This window comes from Devosia sp. (genome assembly GCF_014860165.1).
In the GTDB taxonomy this organism is placed as follows: domain Bacteria; phylum Pseudomonadota; class Alphaproteobacteria; order Rhizobiales; family Devosiaceae; genus Devosia.
Genome location: NZ_JACZKG010000071.1, coordinates 1 through 17,080, shown reverse-complemented (window position 1 = coordinate 17,080; position 17,080 = coordinate 1). Strand labels below are relative to the sequence as shown.

The 17,080-nt window shown below is 63.9% G+C and carries 16 protein-coding genes; 10 read left to right on the top strand and 6 right to left on the bottom strand.

The genetic code is table 11. The features are described 5' to 3' along the window. Nucleotides 1–58: 58 nt before the first annotated feature. The 7 genes from IH615_RS17410 to IH615_RS17380 all read left to right on the top strand — a co-directional run bounded on the left by IH615_RS17410 (nt 59) and on the right by IH615_RS17380 (nt 10,159). Nucleotides 59–1,594: a bifunctional diguanylate cyclase/phosphodiesterase gene (locus IH615_RS17410; RefSeq protein ID WP_291363830.1), complete on the top strand. Its 1,536-nt coding sequence runs from the start codon at nt 59–61 to the stop codon at nt 1,592–1,594. A 334-nt stretch (nt 1,595–1,928) separates the two neighbouring features. Continuing rightward, a complete protein-coding gene (locus IH615_RS17405) occupies nt 1,929–2,957 on the top strand; it encodes an ABC transporter substrate-binding protein (protein WP_291363829.1) in 1,029 nt (342 codons plus the stop codon). A 125-nt stretch (nt 2,958–3,082) separates the two neighbouring features. Further along, complete coding sequence (locus IH615_RS17400) at nt 3,083–3,952, top strand: proline/glycine betaine ABC transporter permease (RefSeq protein ID WP_291363828.1); 870 nt, start codon at nt 3,083–3,085, stop codon at nt 3,950–3,952. 1 nt (nt 3,953) lies between these two features. Then, on the top strand, nt 3,954–5,000 hold the full coding sequence (locus IH615_RS17395; protein ID WP_291363827.1) for a betaine/proline/choline family ABC transporter ATP-binding protein: 1,047 nt from the start codon (nt 3,954–3,956) through the stop codon (nt 4,998–5,000). 109 nt (nt 5,001–5,109) lie between these two features. Then, nucleotides 5,110–5,526, top strand: coding sequence for a TIGR01244 family sulfur transferase (locus tag IH615_RS17390; RefSeq protein ID WP_291363826.1), 417 nt, complete (start codon nt 5,110–5,112; stop codon nt 5,524–5,526). Nucleotides 5,527–5,628: 102 nt separating this feature from the next. Continuing rightward, a complete protein-coding gene (gene pyc, locus IH615_RS17385) occupies nt 5,629–9,069 on the top strand; it encodes a pyruvate carboxylase (RefSeq protein WP_291364130.1) in 3,441 nt (1,146 codons plus the stop codon). 124 nt (nt 9,070–9,193) lie between these two features. Further along, nucleotides 9,194–10,159 carry a hypothetical protein gene (locus tag IH615_RS17380; RefSeq protein WP_291363825.1) on the top strand — a complete coding sequence of 322 codons (966 nt, stop codon included), beginning with the start codon at nt 9,194–9,196 and terminating at the stop codon, nt 10,157–10,159. Between the two features lie 82 nt (nt 10,160–10,241). Here the strand turns inward: IH615_RS17380 and IH615_RS17375 are convergent, their stop codons facing one another. Both IH615_RS17375 and IH615_RS17370 read right to left on the bottom strand, forming a co-directional pair. Continuing rightward, on the bottom strand, nt 10,242–10,544 hold the full coding sequence (locus IH615_RS17375) for a YkvA family protein (protein ID WP_291363824.1): 303 nt from the start codon (nt 10,542–10,544) through the stop codon (nt 10,242–10,244). 56 nt (nt 10,545–10,600) lie between these two features. After that, nucleotides 10,601–10,810 carry a DUF4287 domain-containing protein gene (locus tag IH615_RS17370; RefSeq protein WP_291363822.1) on the bottom strand — a complete coding sequence of 70 codons (210 nt, stop codon included), beginning with the start codon at nt 10,808–10,810 and terminating at the stop codon, nt 10,601–10,603. A gap of 124 nt (nt 10,811–10,934) precedes the next feature. Here IH615_RS17370 and ispG point away from each other — a divergent pair, with 124 nt between their 5' ends. Continuing rightward, complete coding sequence (gene ispG, locus IH615_RS17365) at nt 10,935–12,176, top strand: flavodoxin-dependent (E)-4-hydroxy-3-methylbut-2-enyl-diphosphate synthase (protein WP_291363820.1); 1,242 nt, start codon at nt 10,935–10,937, stop codon at nt 12,174–12,176. Between the two features lies 1 nt (nt 12,177). On the opposite strand, the gene IH615_RS17360 is transcribed toward ispG, so the two are convergent. Genes IH615_RS17360 through IH615_RS17350 form a run of 3 tightly spaced genes read right to left on the bottom strand, consistent with a single transcriptional unit; the run spans nt 12,178 to nt 14,212 of the window. Next, on the bottom strand, nt 12,178–12,660 hold the full coding sequence (locus IH615_RS17360; protein WP_291363818.1) for a YbaK/EbsC family protein: 483 nt from the start codon (nt 12,658–12,660) through the stop codon (nt 12,178–12,180). Between the two features lie 12 nt (nt 12,661–12,672). Further along, entirely contained in the window at nt 12,673–13,308 is a 636-nt protein-coding gene (locus IH615_RS17355) for an MOSC domain-containing protein (protein ID WP_291363816.1), read from the bottom strand. Between the two features lies 1 nt (nt 13,309). After that, nucleotides 13,310–14,212, bottom strand: coding sequence for a polyprenyl synthetase family protein (locus IH615_RS17350; RefSeq protein ID WP_291363814.1), 903 nt, complete (start codon nt 14,210–14,212; stop codon nt 13,310–13,312). Nucleotides 14,213–14,482: 270 nt separating this feature from the next. Between IH615_RS17350 and IH615_RS17345 the strand changes: the two genes are divergently transcribed. Continuing rightward, complete coding sequence (locus IH615_RS17345; protein WP_291363813.1) at nt 14,483–15,172, top strand: transglycosylase domain-containing protein; 690 nt, start codon at nt 14,483–14,485, stop codon at nt 15,170–15,172. A gap of 103 nt (nt 15,173–15,275) precedes the next feature. On the opposite strand, the gene IH615_RS17340 is transcribed toward IH615_RS17345, so the two are convergent. After that, the gene (locus tag IH615_RS17340) at nt 15,276–15,821 is read right to left on the bottom strand and encodes a gamma-glutamylcyclotransferase (protein WP_291363811.1); all 546 of its coding nucleotides are present in this window, start codon (nt 15,819–15,821) and stop codon (nt 15,276–15,278) included. A gap of 170 nt (nt 15,822–15,991) precedes the next feature. Here IH615_RS17340 and IH615_RS17335 point away from each other — a divergent pair, with 170 nt between their 5' ends. Continuing rightward, nucleotides 15,992–16,963, top strand: a complete 972-nt coding sequence (locus IH615_RS17335; protein WP_291363809.1) for a DUF2125 domain-containing protein — start codon at nt 15,992–15,994, stop codon at nt 16,961–16,963. The last annotated feature ends 117 nt before the right edge of the window (nt 16,964–17,080 follow it).

The window sequence follows — 17,080 nt, the reverse complement described above, 5'->3', positions numbered from 1 at the left end:
TTGTTTTATATACAATTTTCTGGGCGCTTAACGCCGTGTTCAGATTTGGTGCCGCTAGATGGGGCAACCTGTCCGGACGCTGCCGATCATGAAACCCGATTTCACCGTCATTCTCGCTGGTTATCGTCGCATCGCCGTGGCGGTGACCCTGGTTGTGCTTGGCATTATCGCGGCGCGGGGAATGGTGTTTTTCGGGCTGGCGGATGCGACGTTCATCGACATGCTGCCCGCGGGGAGCCTGCTGAGCGGCCTGCTGCTGCTGGCCATTCTGGGCTATGGTCATCACTGGCTGTCGCGGCATCTGAGGGACATTCAGCGGCAGGTGCAGCAGGCGCAGGCGCAGAGCCATCGCGACGCGCTGACGGGGGTGTTCACGCGCGCCTATTTTCTGGATGCGCTGGCCGTGCATGTGTTTCACGGCTCGCAGACGCCGGTGGGCTATCTGCAACTGGACATGGACAATCTCAAGATTCTCAATGACACCGCCGGCCACGCCGCGGGCGATGCGGCGCTGGTCCATCTGACCCGCGTCATCGACCAGGTGGCGCCGGGCGCCGTTGTCGGGCGGCTGGGCGGCGACGAATTCGGCATCATGATACCGGGCCATGACAACAAGGCGGCCCTGCGCCGGCTGGGCGAGGCGCTGTTGCGCGCGCTGGAGCGCCCGGTCAGCATTGCCGGCCGGCCGGTGCGGCTCTCGGCCTCGATCGGGGTGGCCCTGTCGCCCCAGGATGCGGTCGACACCGCGGACCTGATCTCGAAGGCCGACCTGGCGCTCTACAAGGCCAAGAAGAACGGCCGCCACGCGGTGGTGAGCTTTGACTCCGACATGCTGGGCGATGAACGCCACCGGCGCTTCGTGGAACGCGAGCTGCGCGCTGCCCTGCTCATGGAGGAGCTGGAGCTGCACTACCAGCCGGTATTCGGCGCCGACATGACCATTCGCTCGCATGAGGCGCTGGTGCGCTGGCGCCACCAGGTTCGCGGCATGATACCACCGGCGCAGTTCATTCCGATCGCCGAGGAAAGCGACCTTATCGGCAGATTGGGCGAATGGGTGCTGCGTCGCGCCTGCAACGATCTGCCGGATCTGGGCGGGCTGCCGGTTGCCGTCAACGTCTCGCCGGTGCAGCTGCGCCATGCCGATTTCGCGCGCAGCTTCGTGGCCATCCTCGACGAAACCAGCACCGACCCCCGCTCGATCATCGTGGAAGTGACCGAGACCGTGCCGCTCAATGCCGGCGATATCGAGATGGCCAACCTGGCGGCGCTGCGCAAGCTGGGCGTGCGCATCGCCATCGACGATTTCGGCGCCGGGCATGCGAGCCTGCAATATCTGCGCGGCTTTGCCTTCGACATCATCAAGATCGATCGCAGCTATGTCGCCAATATGGGCAGCAGCCGCATTGACGGCATGATCGTCTCGGCCGTCTGCGATATCGCCCGCGCCCTGCCGGTTGAAGTGGTGGCCGAGGGTATCGAGACCCAGGAGCAGTTCACGCTGCTGCGCCAGGCCGGCTGCACGAGCTTCCAGGGCTATCTGCTCGGCCGCCCGCGCGCCCTGGAAAGGGCCGCAAGCTCGGTTGCTGCCTGAAACGTCGCCGAGAGCCCGCGTAACTGCGCCAGGCCCGGCCGCCCTGAACAAGCGCAGCTCCGCCAGTCGTGCGCGCCAGCCGGAAACGGGCAGCTTTGCGGCAAAATCGCGGCGGCCAAAAATAGTTTTTCTTGCTTGGCAATTTACGGTCAATCCACAAAAACTTCGATGAGCAAGTTTTGCGTATTCTATAGTTGATCTATTGTATAACTTCGTCATGATGCCAAGAAAACCGACGAGTCGACAACAGACTATGTCGAAGTATCTGTCAATTTGACAACGAGATATTGCTGGCAATATAGTCCGGCATCACATAAATCCAGGAGACGACCTGATGATATTGAAATCCGGTGGCATTGCCGCCGCGATGGCTGTTGCGCTTTTGTCTGCAATCAGTCTTCCCGCAACGGCCCAGGACACCGACGCCGCTGCCTGCGGCACCGACCGCACCATCGACATTGCCGAGATGACCTGGCCCTCCGCGGCCGCCTTGGCCCATATTCACGCCACCATTCTCGAAGCCGGCTTTGGCTGCGACGTCGAGATCGTGACCGGCGATACCGTTCCCACCTCATCGTCCATGCTGACACGCGGCACCCCAGCCGTGGCGCCGGAGCTGTGGACCAGCGCCATCGAAGAGCCCTGGGCCGAAGGCATTGCGGCCGGCGAGGTCGTGCAGCTCTCCGAGGCCATTACCGATGGCACGGTGGAAGGCTGGTTCATCCCCCGCTATGTGCAGGACGCGCATCCCGAGCTGACGACTGCGGAAGCCGTCATCGCCCGCCCGGACCTCTTCGCCGATCCAGAAGATCCTGAGCAGGGCCGCATCTATTCCTGCCCGCCGGGCTGGGCCTGCGAACTGTCCACTTCGGCGCTGTTCGAGGCCTATGACATGGAAGAGACCTGGAACCTGTTCTCGCCGGGTTCAGGCGGGGCGCTCGATGCCTCGATCGCCCGCGCCTTCACGCGGGAAGAGCCGATCCTGTTCTACTATTGGGGGCCGACGGCCATCCTGGGCAAGTATGATGCGGTGCAGCTCGACATGGGTGAGCCCGACCAGGCCGTCTATGCCTGCAATACCGACCCCGATTGCGACAAGCCGGCCGGCAAGACAGCCTATCCGAGCTCGCCCGCGGTGGTTGGCGCCGCGGCATGGCTGCAGGAAGAAGCGCCGGCTGTCGCCGAGTATTTCAGCAAGGTTGGCCTGACCAATGCCGAGATCAGTGAACTGCTGGTCTATGGCGACGAGAACCAGGCTGATGCCGAAGCCACGGCCGAGAATTTCCTTCTGACCAAGGAAGACCTGTGGAGCGGCTGGGTGTCGCCCGAGGTGGCCGAAAAGGTCAAGGCAAGCCTTAGCTAACGTGCTGCCTCACAGTGGCAAGTCAGGACGGCCGGGTTACGACCCGGCCGTTTTCCGCGTGATGCCCGAAGGCGCAGAGGAACGCTTTCCGGCATCGCGCGCCCAAGCTCCAAGAGAGAAAAAGCGTGTTTCCAGAACTGATTGATACCCGCCCGCTGCGCCGCGCTGTCGATGATGGCCTTAACTGGGTCGTGCGCAACTGGGGCGGCGAGTTCGAAGCGGCGGCCTATCCGCTGCTGATGCTGCTCAAGGCCATCGAGAACCTGCTGGTCGCCACGCCCTGGTGGCTGATCATGGCCGTGCTGGTCTCCATAGCGTGGTTGGCAACCCGGGGCTGGAAGCTGCCGGTGACCGTGCTGGTTTCGCTGCTGTTCCTGGGGGTGATGGACCTGTGGAAAGATGCAATGACCACCACAGCGCTGATGATCGCGGCGACCATCACGGCCATCGTCATCGCCATTCCGGTCGGCGTGTGGATGAGCCGCTCGCTCAATGTGCGCAAGGCCATTACCCCGCTGCTCGACCTGATGCAGACGCTGCCGAGCTTCGTCTATCTCATTCCCACGGTGATGATCTTCGGCCCCGGCAAGATCCCGGCGCTGATCGCCACCATCGTCTATGCCTCCCCGCCCCTGGTGCGGCTGACCGATTTGGGCCTGCGCTCGGTCGATCCGGCGGTGATGGAAGCCAGTCGTGCCTTTGGCACCAATCCGCGCCAGCGCCTGCTGGGCGTACAGATTCCGCTGGCGCTGCCGACGATCCTGGCCGGCGTCAACCAGACGACGATGATGGCGCTGTCCATGGTCGTGATCGCCTCGATGATCGGGGCGGGTGGCCTGGGCTACCAGGTGCTGCAGGGCATCGGACGGCTTGAAGTCAGCCGGGGCCTCTTCGCCGGGCTGGGCATTGTCGCCCTGGCGATCATCTTTGATCGCGTGACCCAATCCTTTGGCAAACAATTGCAGGCCCGCATCGGCCTGGCGGAGGCACGCTGACATGAATGCGATCGATACACGGCAAGACCTCGCCATCGCCATGCGCGGCGTCACCAAGATTTTCGGAGACGACGCAGCCGGTGCCCTGACGCTGCTGCAGTCGGGCAAGTCCAAGGCGGAGGTGCAGGCCGAAACCAACCATGTCGTCGGGCTGGACAATGTCTCCCTCGATATCGCCAAGGGACAGATCTATGTGGTCATGGGACTGTCCGGCTCGGGCAAGTCGACGCTGATCCGCCATGTCAACCGGCTCATCGAGCCGACCGCCGGTGAAATCGTGGTCAATGGCACTGACGTGCTCAAGATGAGCCTGGACGAGTTGCGCACCTATCGGCGCAGCCAGATCGCCATGGTGTTCCAGAAATTCGGTCTGCTGCCGCATCGCTCGGTGATCGACAATGTAGCCTATGGCCTCGAAGTGCGGGGCATGGGCAAGGCCGAACGGCTGAAAGAGGCCGCCAAGTGGATCGAGATTGTCGGCCTCTCCGGCTATGAGCAGAGCCGGCCGCGCCAGCTTTCGGGCGGTCAGCAGCAGCGGGTGGGCCTCGCCAGGGCGCTGGCGATGGATACCGACATCATCCTGATGGACGAGGCCTTTTCCGCGCTCGACCCGCTGATCCGCTCTGGCATGCAGGATCAGCTGATCGAACTGCAGAAGTCGCTGGGCAAGACCATCCTGTTCATCACCCACGATTTCGACGAGGCGCTCAAGATCGGCGACCGCATCGCCGTGCTCAAGGATGGTGCGGTGCAGCAGGAGGGCAAGCCGGAGGATATCGTGCTGCGCCCGGGCAACGCGCATATCGAGGAATTCGTGCGCGATGTGAACAAGGCGCGGGCCATCCATGTTCGATCGATCATGGAACGGGGGGCGCACGAGCCCTGTGAGCACTCGGTGCCCAAGGATGCGCGCTGCGAGGACGTGTTGCCCCTGTTCGCCGAGCACGAGTGGGTGGGTGTGGTGGACGAGGGTGGCCAGCAGATCGGCCGGGTGACCGCCAAGCAGGTGATAAAGGCGCTGGCCCGATACACGCCAGGCGTGGGTTGATCAGCGCGACAGGTTCACGACAGCCATCCTTCTGTCGCAGTTGCGTCCGACGCGAGCGCGCGGATATAAGGGGCCCGGGAAGCCTTGATGCGGCAGCGGGAGTAGCGCCTTGGATTTGAAGCGGATCAACGATCATGTCAGCGTATCGGGGCAGATTCAGCCCGCTGATATCGCAGCGCTCAAAGCCGCCGGTTTCGTCGCCATCATCAACAATCGCCCCGACGGGGAATCCTCCGACCAGCCCGCGGGCGCTGAAATCGAGGCGGCCACCAAGGCTGCCGGACTCGCCTACCATTTCATTCCACTGGGCCGTGAAGGGGTTTCCCCCGACATGGTCGAAAGGACCAAATCCGTGCTCGAGGGGAGCGCGGGTCCGGTCTTCTGCTTCTGCCGATCAGGAACGCGCTCGACCACGTTGTGGGCGCTGAGCCAGGCCGGAACGATGGATGCGGGGGAAATCATTCGCGAGGCGGCCGAGGCCGGCTACGATATGAGCCATCTCGCCGGCCATCTCAGCCGCGACTAGATCTGCCCGCGACGGTTGGGCGGTCAACCGTCCCTGCCGTCCGTGACTACCTGAGCCGGACCCGTCATGGGTCCCCAACCCCTCCTGCTCGGACGGACCTATATGCCGATCAAGAAAATCCTCGTCGCCAACCGCAGCGAAATCGCCATCCGCGTGTTCCGCGCCGCCAATGAGCTCGGGCTCAAGACGGTGGCGGCCTATGCCGAAGAGGACAAGCTGGCCCTGCATCGGTTCAAGGCCGACGAGGCCTATCTGATCGGCAAGGGCAAGGGGCCGGTCGAGGCGTATCTGCAGATCGACGAATATATTCGCATTGCCCGCATTTCGGGCGCCGATGCGATCCATCCCGGCTATGGGCTGCTGTCGGAGTCGCCGGAATTCGTCGATGCCTGCGAGGATGCCGGCATTATCTTCATCGGCCCGCGCGCCCAGACCATGCGTGACCTGGGCAACAAGGTTGCGGCGCGCAACATGGCCATCGCGTCCAATGTGCCGGTGGTGCCGGCCACCGAGGCGCTGCCGGATGATCCGGAAACCATCAAGAAGCTGGCCGCCGAGATCGGCTATCCACTGATGCTCAAGGCCAGCTGGGGCGGCGGCGGGCGCGGGATGCGCCGCATCATGGACGAGAGCACCCTGATCGCCGAAGTGTCCGAGGGCAAGCGCGAGGCCAAGGCCGCCTTCGGCAAGGACGAGATGTATCTCGAAAAGCTGATCGAGCGGGCGCGCCATGTCGAGGTGCAACTGATCGGCGACGACCATGGCAACCTCGTCCACCTCTATGAACGCGACTGCTCGGTGCAGCGGCGCAACCAGAAGGTGGTGGAGCGGGCGCCGGCCCCCTACCTTTCGGAAGCCGTGCGCAAGGAACTGACCGACGCAGCGGTGCGCCTGGGCAATGCCGCCAATTATCGTGGCGCCGGCACGGTCGAATTCCTGATGGATGCCGATACCGATAAGTTCTACTTCATCGAAGTGAACCCGCGCATCCAGGTGGAGCACACCGTCACCGAGGAAGTGACCGGCATCGACATCGTCAAGGCGCAGATCCATCTGCTCGATGGCGCTGTGATCGGTACGCCGGAATCAGGCGTGCCGCTGCAGGAGGATATTCACCTCAACGGCAATGCCATCCAATGCCGGGTGACCACCGAAGACCCGGAGCAGAACTTCATCCCCGACTATGGCCGCATCACCGCCTATCGCGGCGCCACCGGCTTTGGCGTTCGCCTCGATGGCGGCACGGCCTATGCGGGAGCGGTGATCACCCGCTATTACGATCCACTGCTGGAAAAGGTCACCTGCTGGGCGCCGAGTGCCGAGGAGGCGATTGCCCGCATGCACCGCGCTTTGCGCGAGTTCCGCATCCGCGGGGTCGCGACCAACCTGGCCTTCCTCGAAAACATCATCACCCATCCTGACTTCGTCGAGAACCGCTACACGACGCGCTTCATCGATACGACGCCGGAGCTCTTCAACTTCAAGCCGCGCCGGGATCGCGCGACCAAGCTTCTGAGCTATATCGCCGACGTCACGGTCAACGGGCACCCCGAAGTGCGCGATCGGCCGCGGCCGCCGGCCGAGGCCGCGGCGCCTGTCGTGCCGGAATTCCCGGTTCTCAGCGCCATCGAGGGCAGCCGGCAGATCCTGGACCGGGATGGTCCGGAGGCGCTCGCCAGGTGGATGAAGAAGCAGAGCCGGGTGCTGTTCACCGACACCACCATGCGCGATGCCCACCAGTCGCTTCTCGCCACGCGGATGCGCTCGTTCGACATTACCCGCATTGCCCAGGCCTATAGCCGGGGCCTGCCCAACCTGTTTTCGCTGGAATGCTGGGGCGGGGCGACGTTTGACGTGTCGATGCGCTTCCTCAACGAGGATCCGTGGGAGCGGCTGGCCAAGGTGCGCGAAGGCGCGCCCAATATCCTGACGCAGATGCTGCTGCGCGGCAGCAATGGCGTGGGCTACACCAATTATGCCGACAATGTCGTCAAGTTCTTCGTCAAGCAGGCAGCGGCCGGCGGCGTCGACATCTTCCGCGTGTTCGATTGCCTCAACTGGGTCGAGAACATGCGCGTCTCGCTCGATGCGGTCATCGAGGAGGGCAAGGTCGCCGAGGGCGTCATCTGCTATACCGGTGATGTCCTCGACCCCAACCGCGCCAAGTATGACCTCAAATACTATGTCGGGCTGGCACAGGAACTGGAAAAGGCCGGCGCGCATGTGCTGGGGCTCAAGGACATGGCGGGTCTGCTCAAGCCCGCCGCGGCGCGCAAGCTGATCGCCACGCTGCGCAACGAGACCAGCCTGCCGATCCACCTGCATACGCATGACACGTCGGGCGCTGCTTCGGCCACGGTGCTGGCGGCGGTGGATGCGGGGGTCGACGCGATCGACGCGGCGATGGATGCTCTTTCAGGCACCACCAGCCAGCCGACGCTGGGCTCGATCGTCGCGGCTTTGGCCGGTGGCGAGCGCGACCCCGGGCTTGACGCAAAGGCGATCCGCCAGATCTCGTTCTATTGGGAGGCTGTGCGCACCCAGTACCGGGCCTTTGAAAGCGATCTCAAGGGCGGGGCTTCGGAAGTCTATCTGCACGAAATGCCCGGTGGGCAGTTCACCAATCTCAAGGAACAGGCGCGCTCGCTGGGGCTCGAAACGCGCTGGCACGAGGTCGCGCAGACCTATGCCGACGTCAACCAGATGTTCGGCGATATCGTCAAGGTGACGCCATCGTCCAAGGTGGTCGGCGACATGGCTTTGGCCATGGTTTCGGCCGGGCTGACCCGCGCCGATGTGGAAGATCCCAATCGCGATATCGCCTTCCCGGACTCCGTAGTCGGCTTCTTTGCCGGCGATCTGGGTCAGCCACCGGGCGGCTTCCCCAAGGCGCTGCAGAAGAAGGTGCTCAAGGGCAAGGCGCCGATCACCGAGCGGCCGGGTTCCTATCTCAAGCCCGTCGATCTCGAGGCCGAGCGCAAGAAGATATCAGACGAGGTGGGACACCCGATCGACGATTTCCGGCTGGCCTCGTATCTCATGTATCCCAAGGTCTATTCGGATTTCGAAAAGACCCAGGAGCGCTATGGGCCGACGGAAGTCCTGCCGACGCCGGTCTATTTCTACGGCCTTTCGGAAGGCGATGAGCTCTTCGTCGATATCGAGAAGGGCAAAACGCTGGTGCTGCAATATCTCGGCCGCGCTCCCACCAATGAAAAGGGCGAAGTGCGCGTGTTCTTCGACCTCAATGGCCAGCCGCGCACTATCCTGGTGCCGGACCGGCTCAAGGTGGGCGACGTCAAGGTGCGGGCCAAGGCGGCCCTGGGCGACCCCAAGCAGGTGGGCGCGCCCATGCCGGGGGTGATCTCGACGCTGGCGGTCAAGCAGGGGCAACATGTCACGGCCGGCGACGTGCTGTGCTCGATCGAAGCGATGAAGATGGAGACCGCCATCCATGCCGAGGTGGATGGCGTGATCGCGGAACTCTTGATCAAGCCGGGCGACCAGATCGACGCCAAGGATTTGCTGGTGCGGTTCGAATAAGCAGAAGGCCCGGGAGACCGGGCCTTTTCACCTTAATGCGCGGACGTTCTGCAGCAGATATACTACTCATTCCTAACGGACGCCCAATAGTCTATCTTACCTCAGGTCTATGGAGGGATAGATTGTGACAGATTTGGCGGATGGAAGAGAATCCGGGTTTAGTTCTTACCTGGGCTGGCAGTTGTACTTGGGGCTCCTGCTGATCGCGCTTGGCGTCAGCCTGGGCCTTCTGGTCGATCATAGCAACATCTGGCAAAAGATAGCCTTTGCAGGCATCACCGAGTTCGGCTTCGCTTTCGTCATCGCCCACGTGATCATCGTCGTTGTTGATCGTCGGGAGAAGAAGGACTTCAGCGACTTCGTCAAGAACGAATACCGCAGGACAAAGAGCGACCTTGAAATTGCCGAGCGGCGACTGTCGACGCGCGCGGTTCTATCCCATCTACTGGCAACCGACCTGCCGACCTCGATAACGGACGAACTGGAGGAGTTCATCCTCAGTTCGAAAATTCTCAAGCGCCATCAGAAGCTTACTTTTGAACTCAAGGCGATGGGCAAGTATACGGCTCTCCACTTCGAAGCCGAGGCCCTGTTCGAGAATACCAGGCGGGAGACATATGACTGGCATCCGCCCTATACGAGTTTTGGCGAAGACATGATTGCCGCGCATTTCCTCAAGAACTTCCCCGAGGAAAAGTTCGGTATAGTAACCTACGCGATCTTCATAAAGCGGTCGGGCCAACCGGATTTCGACCTTGTCTATGACAGGACGGCAGGAGATCCGCGTTACGCACAACTGGCGGAGCACTATGCGCTAAGTCCGGGCGACCAGGTTCGCGTCATGGTCTCTGATCGCAAGCCGCGGTTCGGCATCGACAACGAGATTTTCACAAACTTCTCATTCTGCGAGAAGATGGAGGTCTACCTGAAATACCGGGACGCCGAATACGAGGTCGGCTACCGCGCCATCCACCCCAAGTCCAAGGTTCTGCATACCGAGCCCTATTTCGAGGGCAAGAAGCTGGTGCTGGATATCCCATTCATGCCGAGCAACGGGATATTGGTGTGGTGGAAGGCGCGCAACGCCTAGCAGCGAGCGCGGCACGCCTCACGCTGACCTTCGCTGAACGCGTCATGTCGTCCCCTTCCCTCAGGGGGAAGGGAGCGGGCGTCTACAGCCGACGCGCGCGGCCGTCGATGGTGCGGTCGTTGCGCTCGCGGTGGTCGGCGCGGACCTTGACCGGCAGGCGCGAGACGATCCAGCTCACCATCAGCGGCACCAGGATGATGTCATCCACCCAGCCCAGGAACGGAATGAGGTCGGGGATGAGATCGATCGGGTTGACCAGGTAAAAGGCGACGAACAGGGTCGCGGCCTTGAGGTGGAGCGGGGTTTCGGGCGCGAAGAAGGCCTTCCAGAGCTGGACGACTTCCTTGCGGAAGAGGACGAGGCGGGGGAGGAGCATGTTCATCATGCCCATTAAATGGTCCTCGCCCGGCATGGTTCAAGGCCGGGCCGATCACATCGGCATCAGGTGAGCACGCCGCGGTCGCGCAGCAGCTTGACGATGGCCATGGCGTGGCCGTGGCCCAGGCCATATTCGGCCTTGAGCCAATCGGTGATCGGCGTGGCCTTGGTGCCGGGCCGAGTCAGGCCCTTCTCGGTGGCGAGGCGGATGAATTCGTCGGGGCCGATGCCCGTCTGCTTCTCGATATTGTCGATATAGGCCTGGAACGACATTCTTTGGGCTCCTAGTGTCTTCTGTCAGACGACGAGCCGGGCCGCGTCCCTTCGACACAATCGAGAAACATTGCGTCTCTAACCTAGCAGGCTTATTTCTGCCTCTCCAAGTTCGAGGTGTTTGATGGCTGGGCCGGCAATGCGCAGGCAATCTGTTGGTGTGGATGTCGGCGGCGTCATGGTCGGCGGCGGCGCGCCCGTCGTCGTGCAGTCGATGACCAATACCGATACGGCCGATATCGACGCGACCGTGAAGCAGGTGATGCAGCTGGCCCGCGCCGGTTCGGAAATCGTGCGCATCACGGTCGATCGCGACGAGGCGGCGGCGGCGGTGCCGATCATCCGCGATCGACTGGCCTTGATGGGCTATGACGTGCCGCTGGTGGGGGACTTCCACTATATCGGCCACAAGCTGCTCACTGATCATCCGGCCTGTGCCGAGGCGCTGGCGAAATATCGCATCAATCCGGGCAATGTGGGCTTCAAGGCCAAACGCGATACGCAGTTCTCGACGCTGATCGAGATTGCCAATCGCTACAACAAGCCAGTGCGCATCGGGGTGAACTGGGGGAGCCTCGACGAGGAACTGCTCACCAAGCTGATGGACGAGAATGCGGCTTCTCCGGAGCCGGTTACGGCGGCGGCGGTGCAGCGCGAGGTGATCATCCAGTCGGCCTTGCTGTCGGCGCGGCGCGCCGAGGAGCTGGGCATGGGGCGCGACAGGATCATCCTGTCCACCAAGGTCTCCGACGTCCAGCACCTCATTGCGGTCTATCAGGACCTGGCCGCGCGGTGTGATTATGCGCTGCATCTGGGGCTGACCGAGGCAGGGATGGGCACCAAGGGCGTGGTCGCGTCGTCGGCGGCTTTGGGCATTTTGCTGCAGCAGGGAATCGGCGACACGATCCGCATTTCGCTGACGCCCGAGCCGGGTGGTGATCGCACTACCGAGGTCAAGGTGGCGCAGGAGCTGCTGCAGACCATGGGCTTCCGCCAGTTCCTGCCTGTGGTCGCGGCCTGCCCGGGTTGCGGGCGGACGACGTCGACCACGTTCCAGACGCTGGCCAAGGATATCCAGGATCATCTCAGCACCTCGATGCCGGAATGGCGCGAGCGCTATCCGGGGGTCGAGACGCTGTCGGTGGCGGTCATGGGCTGCATCGTCAACGGGCCGGGCGAGAGCAAGCATGCCAATATCGGCATTTCGCTGCCGGGCACGGGCGAGACCCCGGCCGCGCCGGTTTTCGTCGATGGCCAGAAGGTCGCGACCCTGCGCGGGGCCGATGTGGCGGACCAGTTCAAGGTAATGGTGGCCGACTATATCGAGCGCAAGTTCGGCACCGGAGCGCGGTCGGCGGCGGAGTAGGCTACTCCGCCTCGACGGCACCTGGCGGCACGCAGGCGTCGACCCATTTGTTGCCGCAGAGTTCGGCGAGGCGGGCGACGCTGAGGGTGACCGAGGCGTGGGTGTCGCCACCGGCGGGGATCATCACGTCATAGACCTTGATCGAAACATCGAGGTAGATCGGCAGCTGATCAGGCAGGCCGAAGGGGCAGACGCCGCCGACGGGGTGGCTGGTCAAACGCAGCACATCCTCGGCGCCCAGCATGCGCGGGCGGCCGCCAAAGGCCGCCTTGGATTTCTGGTTGTCCAGCCGGGCATCGCCGCGCGTCACCAGCAGGAATTCCTCGTCGCGCACGCGGATGCACAGGGTCTTGGCGATCTGGCCGGGCTCGCAACCATGCACGGCTGCGGCGAGCTGCACGGTGGCAGTGGAGGCGTCGGTAACTTCGACGGCAAGGTCGGGTGCCCGAGCGGCAAGGTCGGCTTGGACGGAGGCAAGGCTCATGAGGGCGGGCTTTCAGAACAGGCGGGCGAGGCGGTCTTCGAAATCGGCGCGCATCTTGTAATGCACCGGAGCGGTCAGGGCCCGGCGCAGGAAAGCAGGATCGACATCGCGCGCGCCATCGAGCGTCGACATCAACTCGGAGACGGTGATCCGCTCACCGGCGTAGAGCTGGCAGGTCACCGGCTTGCCGGCCTCGATCACGCCGGGGGTGATAACGCGGCAATAGGCGCCGGGGCGGCCGGCTCTGTGGAAGCGCCGGACGAATTTGGGGTCGCCCATGCGCAGGGCGAAGACATTGCAGGGCGTGCGGTGGCTGGTAACTTCGATTACTACCGGCCCGATGTTGAAGCGATCGCCCACGGCGACGGAGCGGCCCTCGACACCTGATAGCGTCAGGTTTTCGCCGAAGGTGCCGGGTGCGACGGTCTCGCCGAGTTCCTGGCTCCACCAGGCATAGTCGTCGGCAAAATAGAGATAGACCGCCTGATCGACGCCACCATGGTGCCTGCGGTCCATCACCGCGTCGCCCTCGATCCCCTGTGTGGTGAGGGTGGCGCTGGGAACGGGCTCCTTATAGATGCCTGTCCTGGCCGACTTGGTCGGAATGGTCCGCGGCTGGCCGATATTGATGCTGTCGAGTATGGCCAAGTCAGTGCTCCCGGCTGGCGAAATAGCGCACGGTGGCGCGCAGGCCGTCGGCCTTGGGGCCGAAGGTGCGCAGCGCGGACAACGCCTCGCTGACGGTCTGGTTCAGCCGGGCGCGGGCGCCCTCGAGGCCAAGCTGGGCGACCAGCGTCTGCTTGCCATGGGTCGCGTCCTTGCCGGTGGCCTTGCCCATGGTCTCGGCCGTCGCCGTTACGTCGAGGATATCGTCAGCGAGCTGGAAGGCGCGGCCGGCGGCCTCGGCATAGACCGTGAGCACCGAGAGTGCCCTGGCATCGGCGCCGCCGAGAATGGCGCCGATGCGCACGCTGGCCCGGATGAGGGCACCGGTCTTCATGGCCTGCATGGTCGAAATCTCATCGGCGGCGAGGCCCGCTTGTTCGCCCGCGATGTCGCGCATCTGCCCGCCGACCATGCCGCCGGCGCCGGAACCGGCAGCCAGTTCACGCACCAGGGCGATGCGCACGGCGGGATCGGGGTGGCAGGTCGGATCGGCCAGGAGGCCGAAGGCGTGGGTCAGCAGCGCGTCGCCGGCAAGGATGGCGGTGGCTTCGTCATAGGCCTTGTGCACGGTGGGGCGGCCGCGCCTGATATCATCATCGTCCATGGCCGGCAGGTCGTCGTGGACGAGCGAATAGCAGTGGACCATTTCCACCGCGAGCCCGGCCGTCAGCGCCTGGGATGCGGGGATATTGAAGATGGCGGCGGCCTGGCGCACCAGCAGCGGCCGCAGGCGCTTGCCGCCTTCGAGGCTGCCATGGCGCATGGAATCGACCAGCCGCCCGGGGGCAGGGCCGGGGCCGGACAGGCGCGCATTATCGAGCTGCTGCGCCAGCGCGGTTTCGACGGCGCTGGCCACATCGGTCAGGTCTGCGGGGAAATCGTACATGGGGATGTTGCTAGCTGGTTTGGGGGAGGGGCGGCAAGTGCTTGTCGGTGGGCGCCTCCCAACTACCGGACGTCATCCTCGGGCTTGACCCGAGGACACTACACTTGCCGTGCGTGAAGCAAAGTGGAGAGCCCTCGGGTCAAGCCCGAGGGTGACGATCGAGGAGGGGGAGGTTCGCGCGGTCACTCTACCCAGCAGAGATTCCCGCTTTCGCGGGAACGGCGCGGTGGGTATTGGATGGGCATGGCAAGACGACGCAAACCGCGGGGCATGTGGCGCATTCTGCGCTGGCTTGGTCTTGTTGCGGCGGTGCTGGTCGCCATCCCGGTCGTGCTGACGCCGGTCTATGTCTTCGTCGACCCGGTATCGGTGCCGATGCTCGAGCGCTATCTCACGGGCCGGCCGGTGGATCGCGAGTGGCGCGAAATCGGCGATATTTCGGACCGGCTCAAGGCGGCGGTGATCCTTTCGGAGGACGGCCAGTTCTGCCGGCATTGGGGCGTCGATCTGGGGGCGCTGCGCGAGGAGGTGCAGAATTTCCTTGATGGCGAGGAGGCGCGCGGCGCCTCGACCATCGCCATGCAGGTGGCGCGCAACCTGTTCCTGTGGAACGGGCAGAGCCCGGTCCGCAAGGCGCTGGAAGTGCCGCTGGCGCTCTATATCGACCTGGTGTTGCCCAAGCGCCGGATCATGGAAATCTATCTCAACATCGCCGAATGGGGGCCGGAGGGGCAGTTCGGCGTGGCCGCGGGCGCGCGCCGGGCCTTCGGCATCGTGCCTCAGGATCTCGACTGGCGTACGGCCACCCTGCTGGTGACGGCCCTGCCCAATCCGCTGCTGCGGCAGCCTGGACGGCCATCGGCCGGGATGGTGCGGATTGCGGGGATTATCCAGGAGCGCGTTGCCCAATATGGCGAGCGGGCCAATTGCGTGGGCGAGGGCGGCCGGCTGGCGCTTTGATTGCCGGTAGACCTCATCCTGAGCTTGTCGAACGACGAGGTCGTGGCAGGATGGTGGTGCCCGACCTCGTGGTTCGACAGGCTCACCATGAGGTCTCGAAGGTTCAGGCCGCTTCCTTTGCCAGCAGATCGGCCAGGGCCATCAGCTGGCGATCGCGAATGCCCAGCTCGCGCAGATATTTATAGGTGTTGAGCACATAGTCGACATTGCGGCCCGAAATGCCGACGCCCGCGCGCACCATGGCCAATTGCTGCTCGAGGCTCAGATGGCCGGCGAACTGCTCGTGCCGCTCATCGACCAGGAAGGCGAGCGCCTTGATGGCGCGGCCATCGGCCAGGCGAACGGGCCGCATGACGTCGCGATAGACCGAGGTGACCTGTTCGCGCTCATGGAGATAGGCGTAGACATCGGGCCACTGCGCGTCGGCAACTTCGAACACCATGCCGCGGCAGGCACCGCCACGGGTGAGGCCAAAGACCAGGCCGGGCTGCTCGACCGTGCCGCGATGGTGATGGGAAACAATCGAGAGGCTGCGATGGGCGCCCCGGAGCAGGCCCTGCTGCGCCGACACATGGGGAAATCCCGGATTCCAGATGAGGGAACCGTAGCCGAAGACCCAGTGGGTCGCTGTGTATTCCAAATCGCTCATCGCCATAACCCGAACAGAAATCTAGGCTTGCTTGCCGTCCAAGGCAATTGCCCCCGTGTCGATAGAGGTCATGCAATGATGTTGCGACCCGGATTTGCCGGCGGTGAATATCGGCAAGCGGCAGCGATGGCGCTTTGGTCCCTCGGCCCGCGCAGGTAAGAGTGCCGCCCATGAAAAAACGAATCATCATTCTTGGCAGCGTCGTGGTGGCAGTGGTCGTGCTGTGGAGCGCGGCATGGTTTGTGCTGGCCGGCATGGTCCGGCAGAATGTCGAGGCCCTGGCGCTGGCCGATGGCGTCACCGCGCCCAATGTCAGCTGCCAGACGCTTGATGTGGGAGGCTTTCCGTTCCGCTTCGATGTCGATTGCGGCACGGCCCGCATCGTCAGCGGCGACCTCGTGGTAGATGTGCCCGGCATAAGGGCGAGCGTGCGCGTCTATGCGCCCACCCATATGCTGGCTTCGGCGCTGGGGCCGGCGCAGCTCACCGACAGCTTCACCGGCACGCGCAATGGCGTGGCCTGGTCGGGGCTGGAAGCCAGCATGCGGCTCGACAACTGGCGCATTGCCCGCGGCTCGATCTCGGCCAAGGACGTGGTCTGGTCCGATACGCTGTTTGGTGACGCGGTCATCGCGCAGAGTCCGCTGGTGGAGGTGCATCTGTTCGATATTCCCGAGCAGCATGACAGCGCGCGGCGCCTGGCGGCGCTGGCGCTGTATGCGCGCGCCCAGACCCTGGTCTGGCCGGGGCTGACGCTGACCGACACCAATGCGGAAATCCAGCTCGAACTGTCGGGACTACCCGATGATATCAGAAATTGGGGCGATCCGCTGCTGCTGCAAAGCCTGCAGCAGGCCGGCGGGGCGCTGAAGATCGTCGCCATCCGCGGCACGGATGCCGATTCGGTACTCGACGCGCAGGGCGAGTTGCGGCTCGATCCGCAGGGCACGCTCGACGGGTCCATCGGCATCACCTCGACCGGGGTGGCCGAGCGCATCGGCCCCTTGCTCGAAGAGCCGTGGCGCACGCTGGTGCTGGGGACGCCGACGGCGGAGGGCGCGCATGCCAACCAGCTCAATTTCCGGGCCGGCGCGATATTCTCGGGCCTGGTGCCAATCGCCAGCGTGCCGCCGCTGTTTTAGTCGGCGCCGTGCCGCGACCTCGTCCTTCGACAGGCTCAGGATGAGCCACGAGGGCGGTTAGGTGGCGCTACGCATCATCCCCGCCGCCGTGTTCGCGGACGAAGGGGATTACCGGGG

Excerpts from the sequence above, each read along its gene's own strand:
- IH615_RS17350 (WP_291363814.1), bottom strand. The coding sequence starts at position 14,212 with ATGTACGATTTCCCCGCAGACCTGACCGATGTGGCCAGCGCCGTCGAA.
- IH615_RS17335 (WP_291363809.1), top strand. The coding sequence starts at position 15,992 with ATGAAAAAACGAATCATCATTCTTGGCAGCGTCGTGGTGGCAGTGGTC.
- IH615_RS17405 (WP_291363829.1), top strand. The coding sequence starts at position 1,929 with ATGATATTGAAATCCGGTGGCATTGCCGCCGCGATGGCTGTTGCGCTT.
- ispG (WP_291363820.1), top strand. The coding sequence starts at position 10,935 with ATGGCTGGGCCGGCAATGCGCAGGCAATCTGTTGGTGTGGATGTCGGC.
- pyc (WP_291364130.1), top strand. The coding sequence starts at position 5,629 with ATGCCGATCAAGAAAATCCTCGTCGCCAACCGCAGCGAAATCGCCATC.
- IH615_RS17375 (WP_291363824.1), bottom strand. The coding sequence starts at position 10,544 with ATGATGAACATGCTCCTCCCCCGCCTCGTCCTCTTCCGCAAGGAAGTC.
- IH615_RS17360 (WP_291363818.1), bottom strand. The coding sequence starts at position 12,660 with ATGAGCCTTGCCTCCGTCCAAGCCGACCTTGCCGCTCGGGCACCCGAC.
- IH615_RS17345 (WP_291363813.1), top strand. The coding sequence starts at position 14,483 with ATGTGGCGCATTCTGCGCTGGCTTGGTCTTGTTGCGGCGGTGCTGGTC.
- IH615_RS17410 (WP_291363830.1), top strand. The coding sequence starts at position 59 with ATGGGGCAACCTGTCCGGACGCTGCCGATCATGAAACCCGATTTCACC.
- IH615_RS17340 (WP_291363811.1), bottom strand. The coding sequence starts at position 15,821 with ATGAGCGATTTGGAATACACAGCGACCCACTGGGTCTTCGGCTACGGT.
- IH615_RS17370 (WP_291363822.1), bottom strand. The coding sequence starts at position 10,810 with ATGTCGTTCCAGGCCTATATCGACAATATCGAGAAGCAGACGGGCATC.
- IH615_RS17395 (WP_291363827.1), top strand. The coding sequence starts at position 3,954 with ATGAATGCGATCGATACACGGCAAGACCTCGCCATCGCCATGCGCGGC.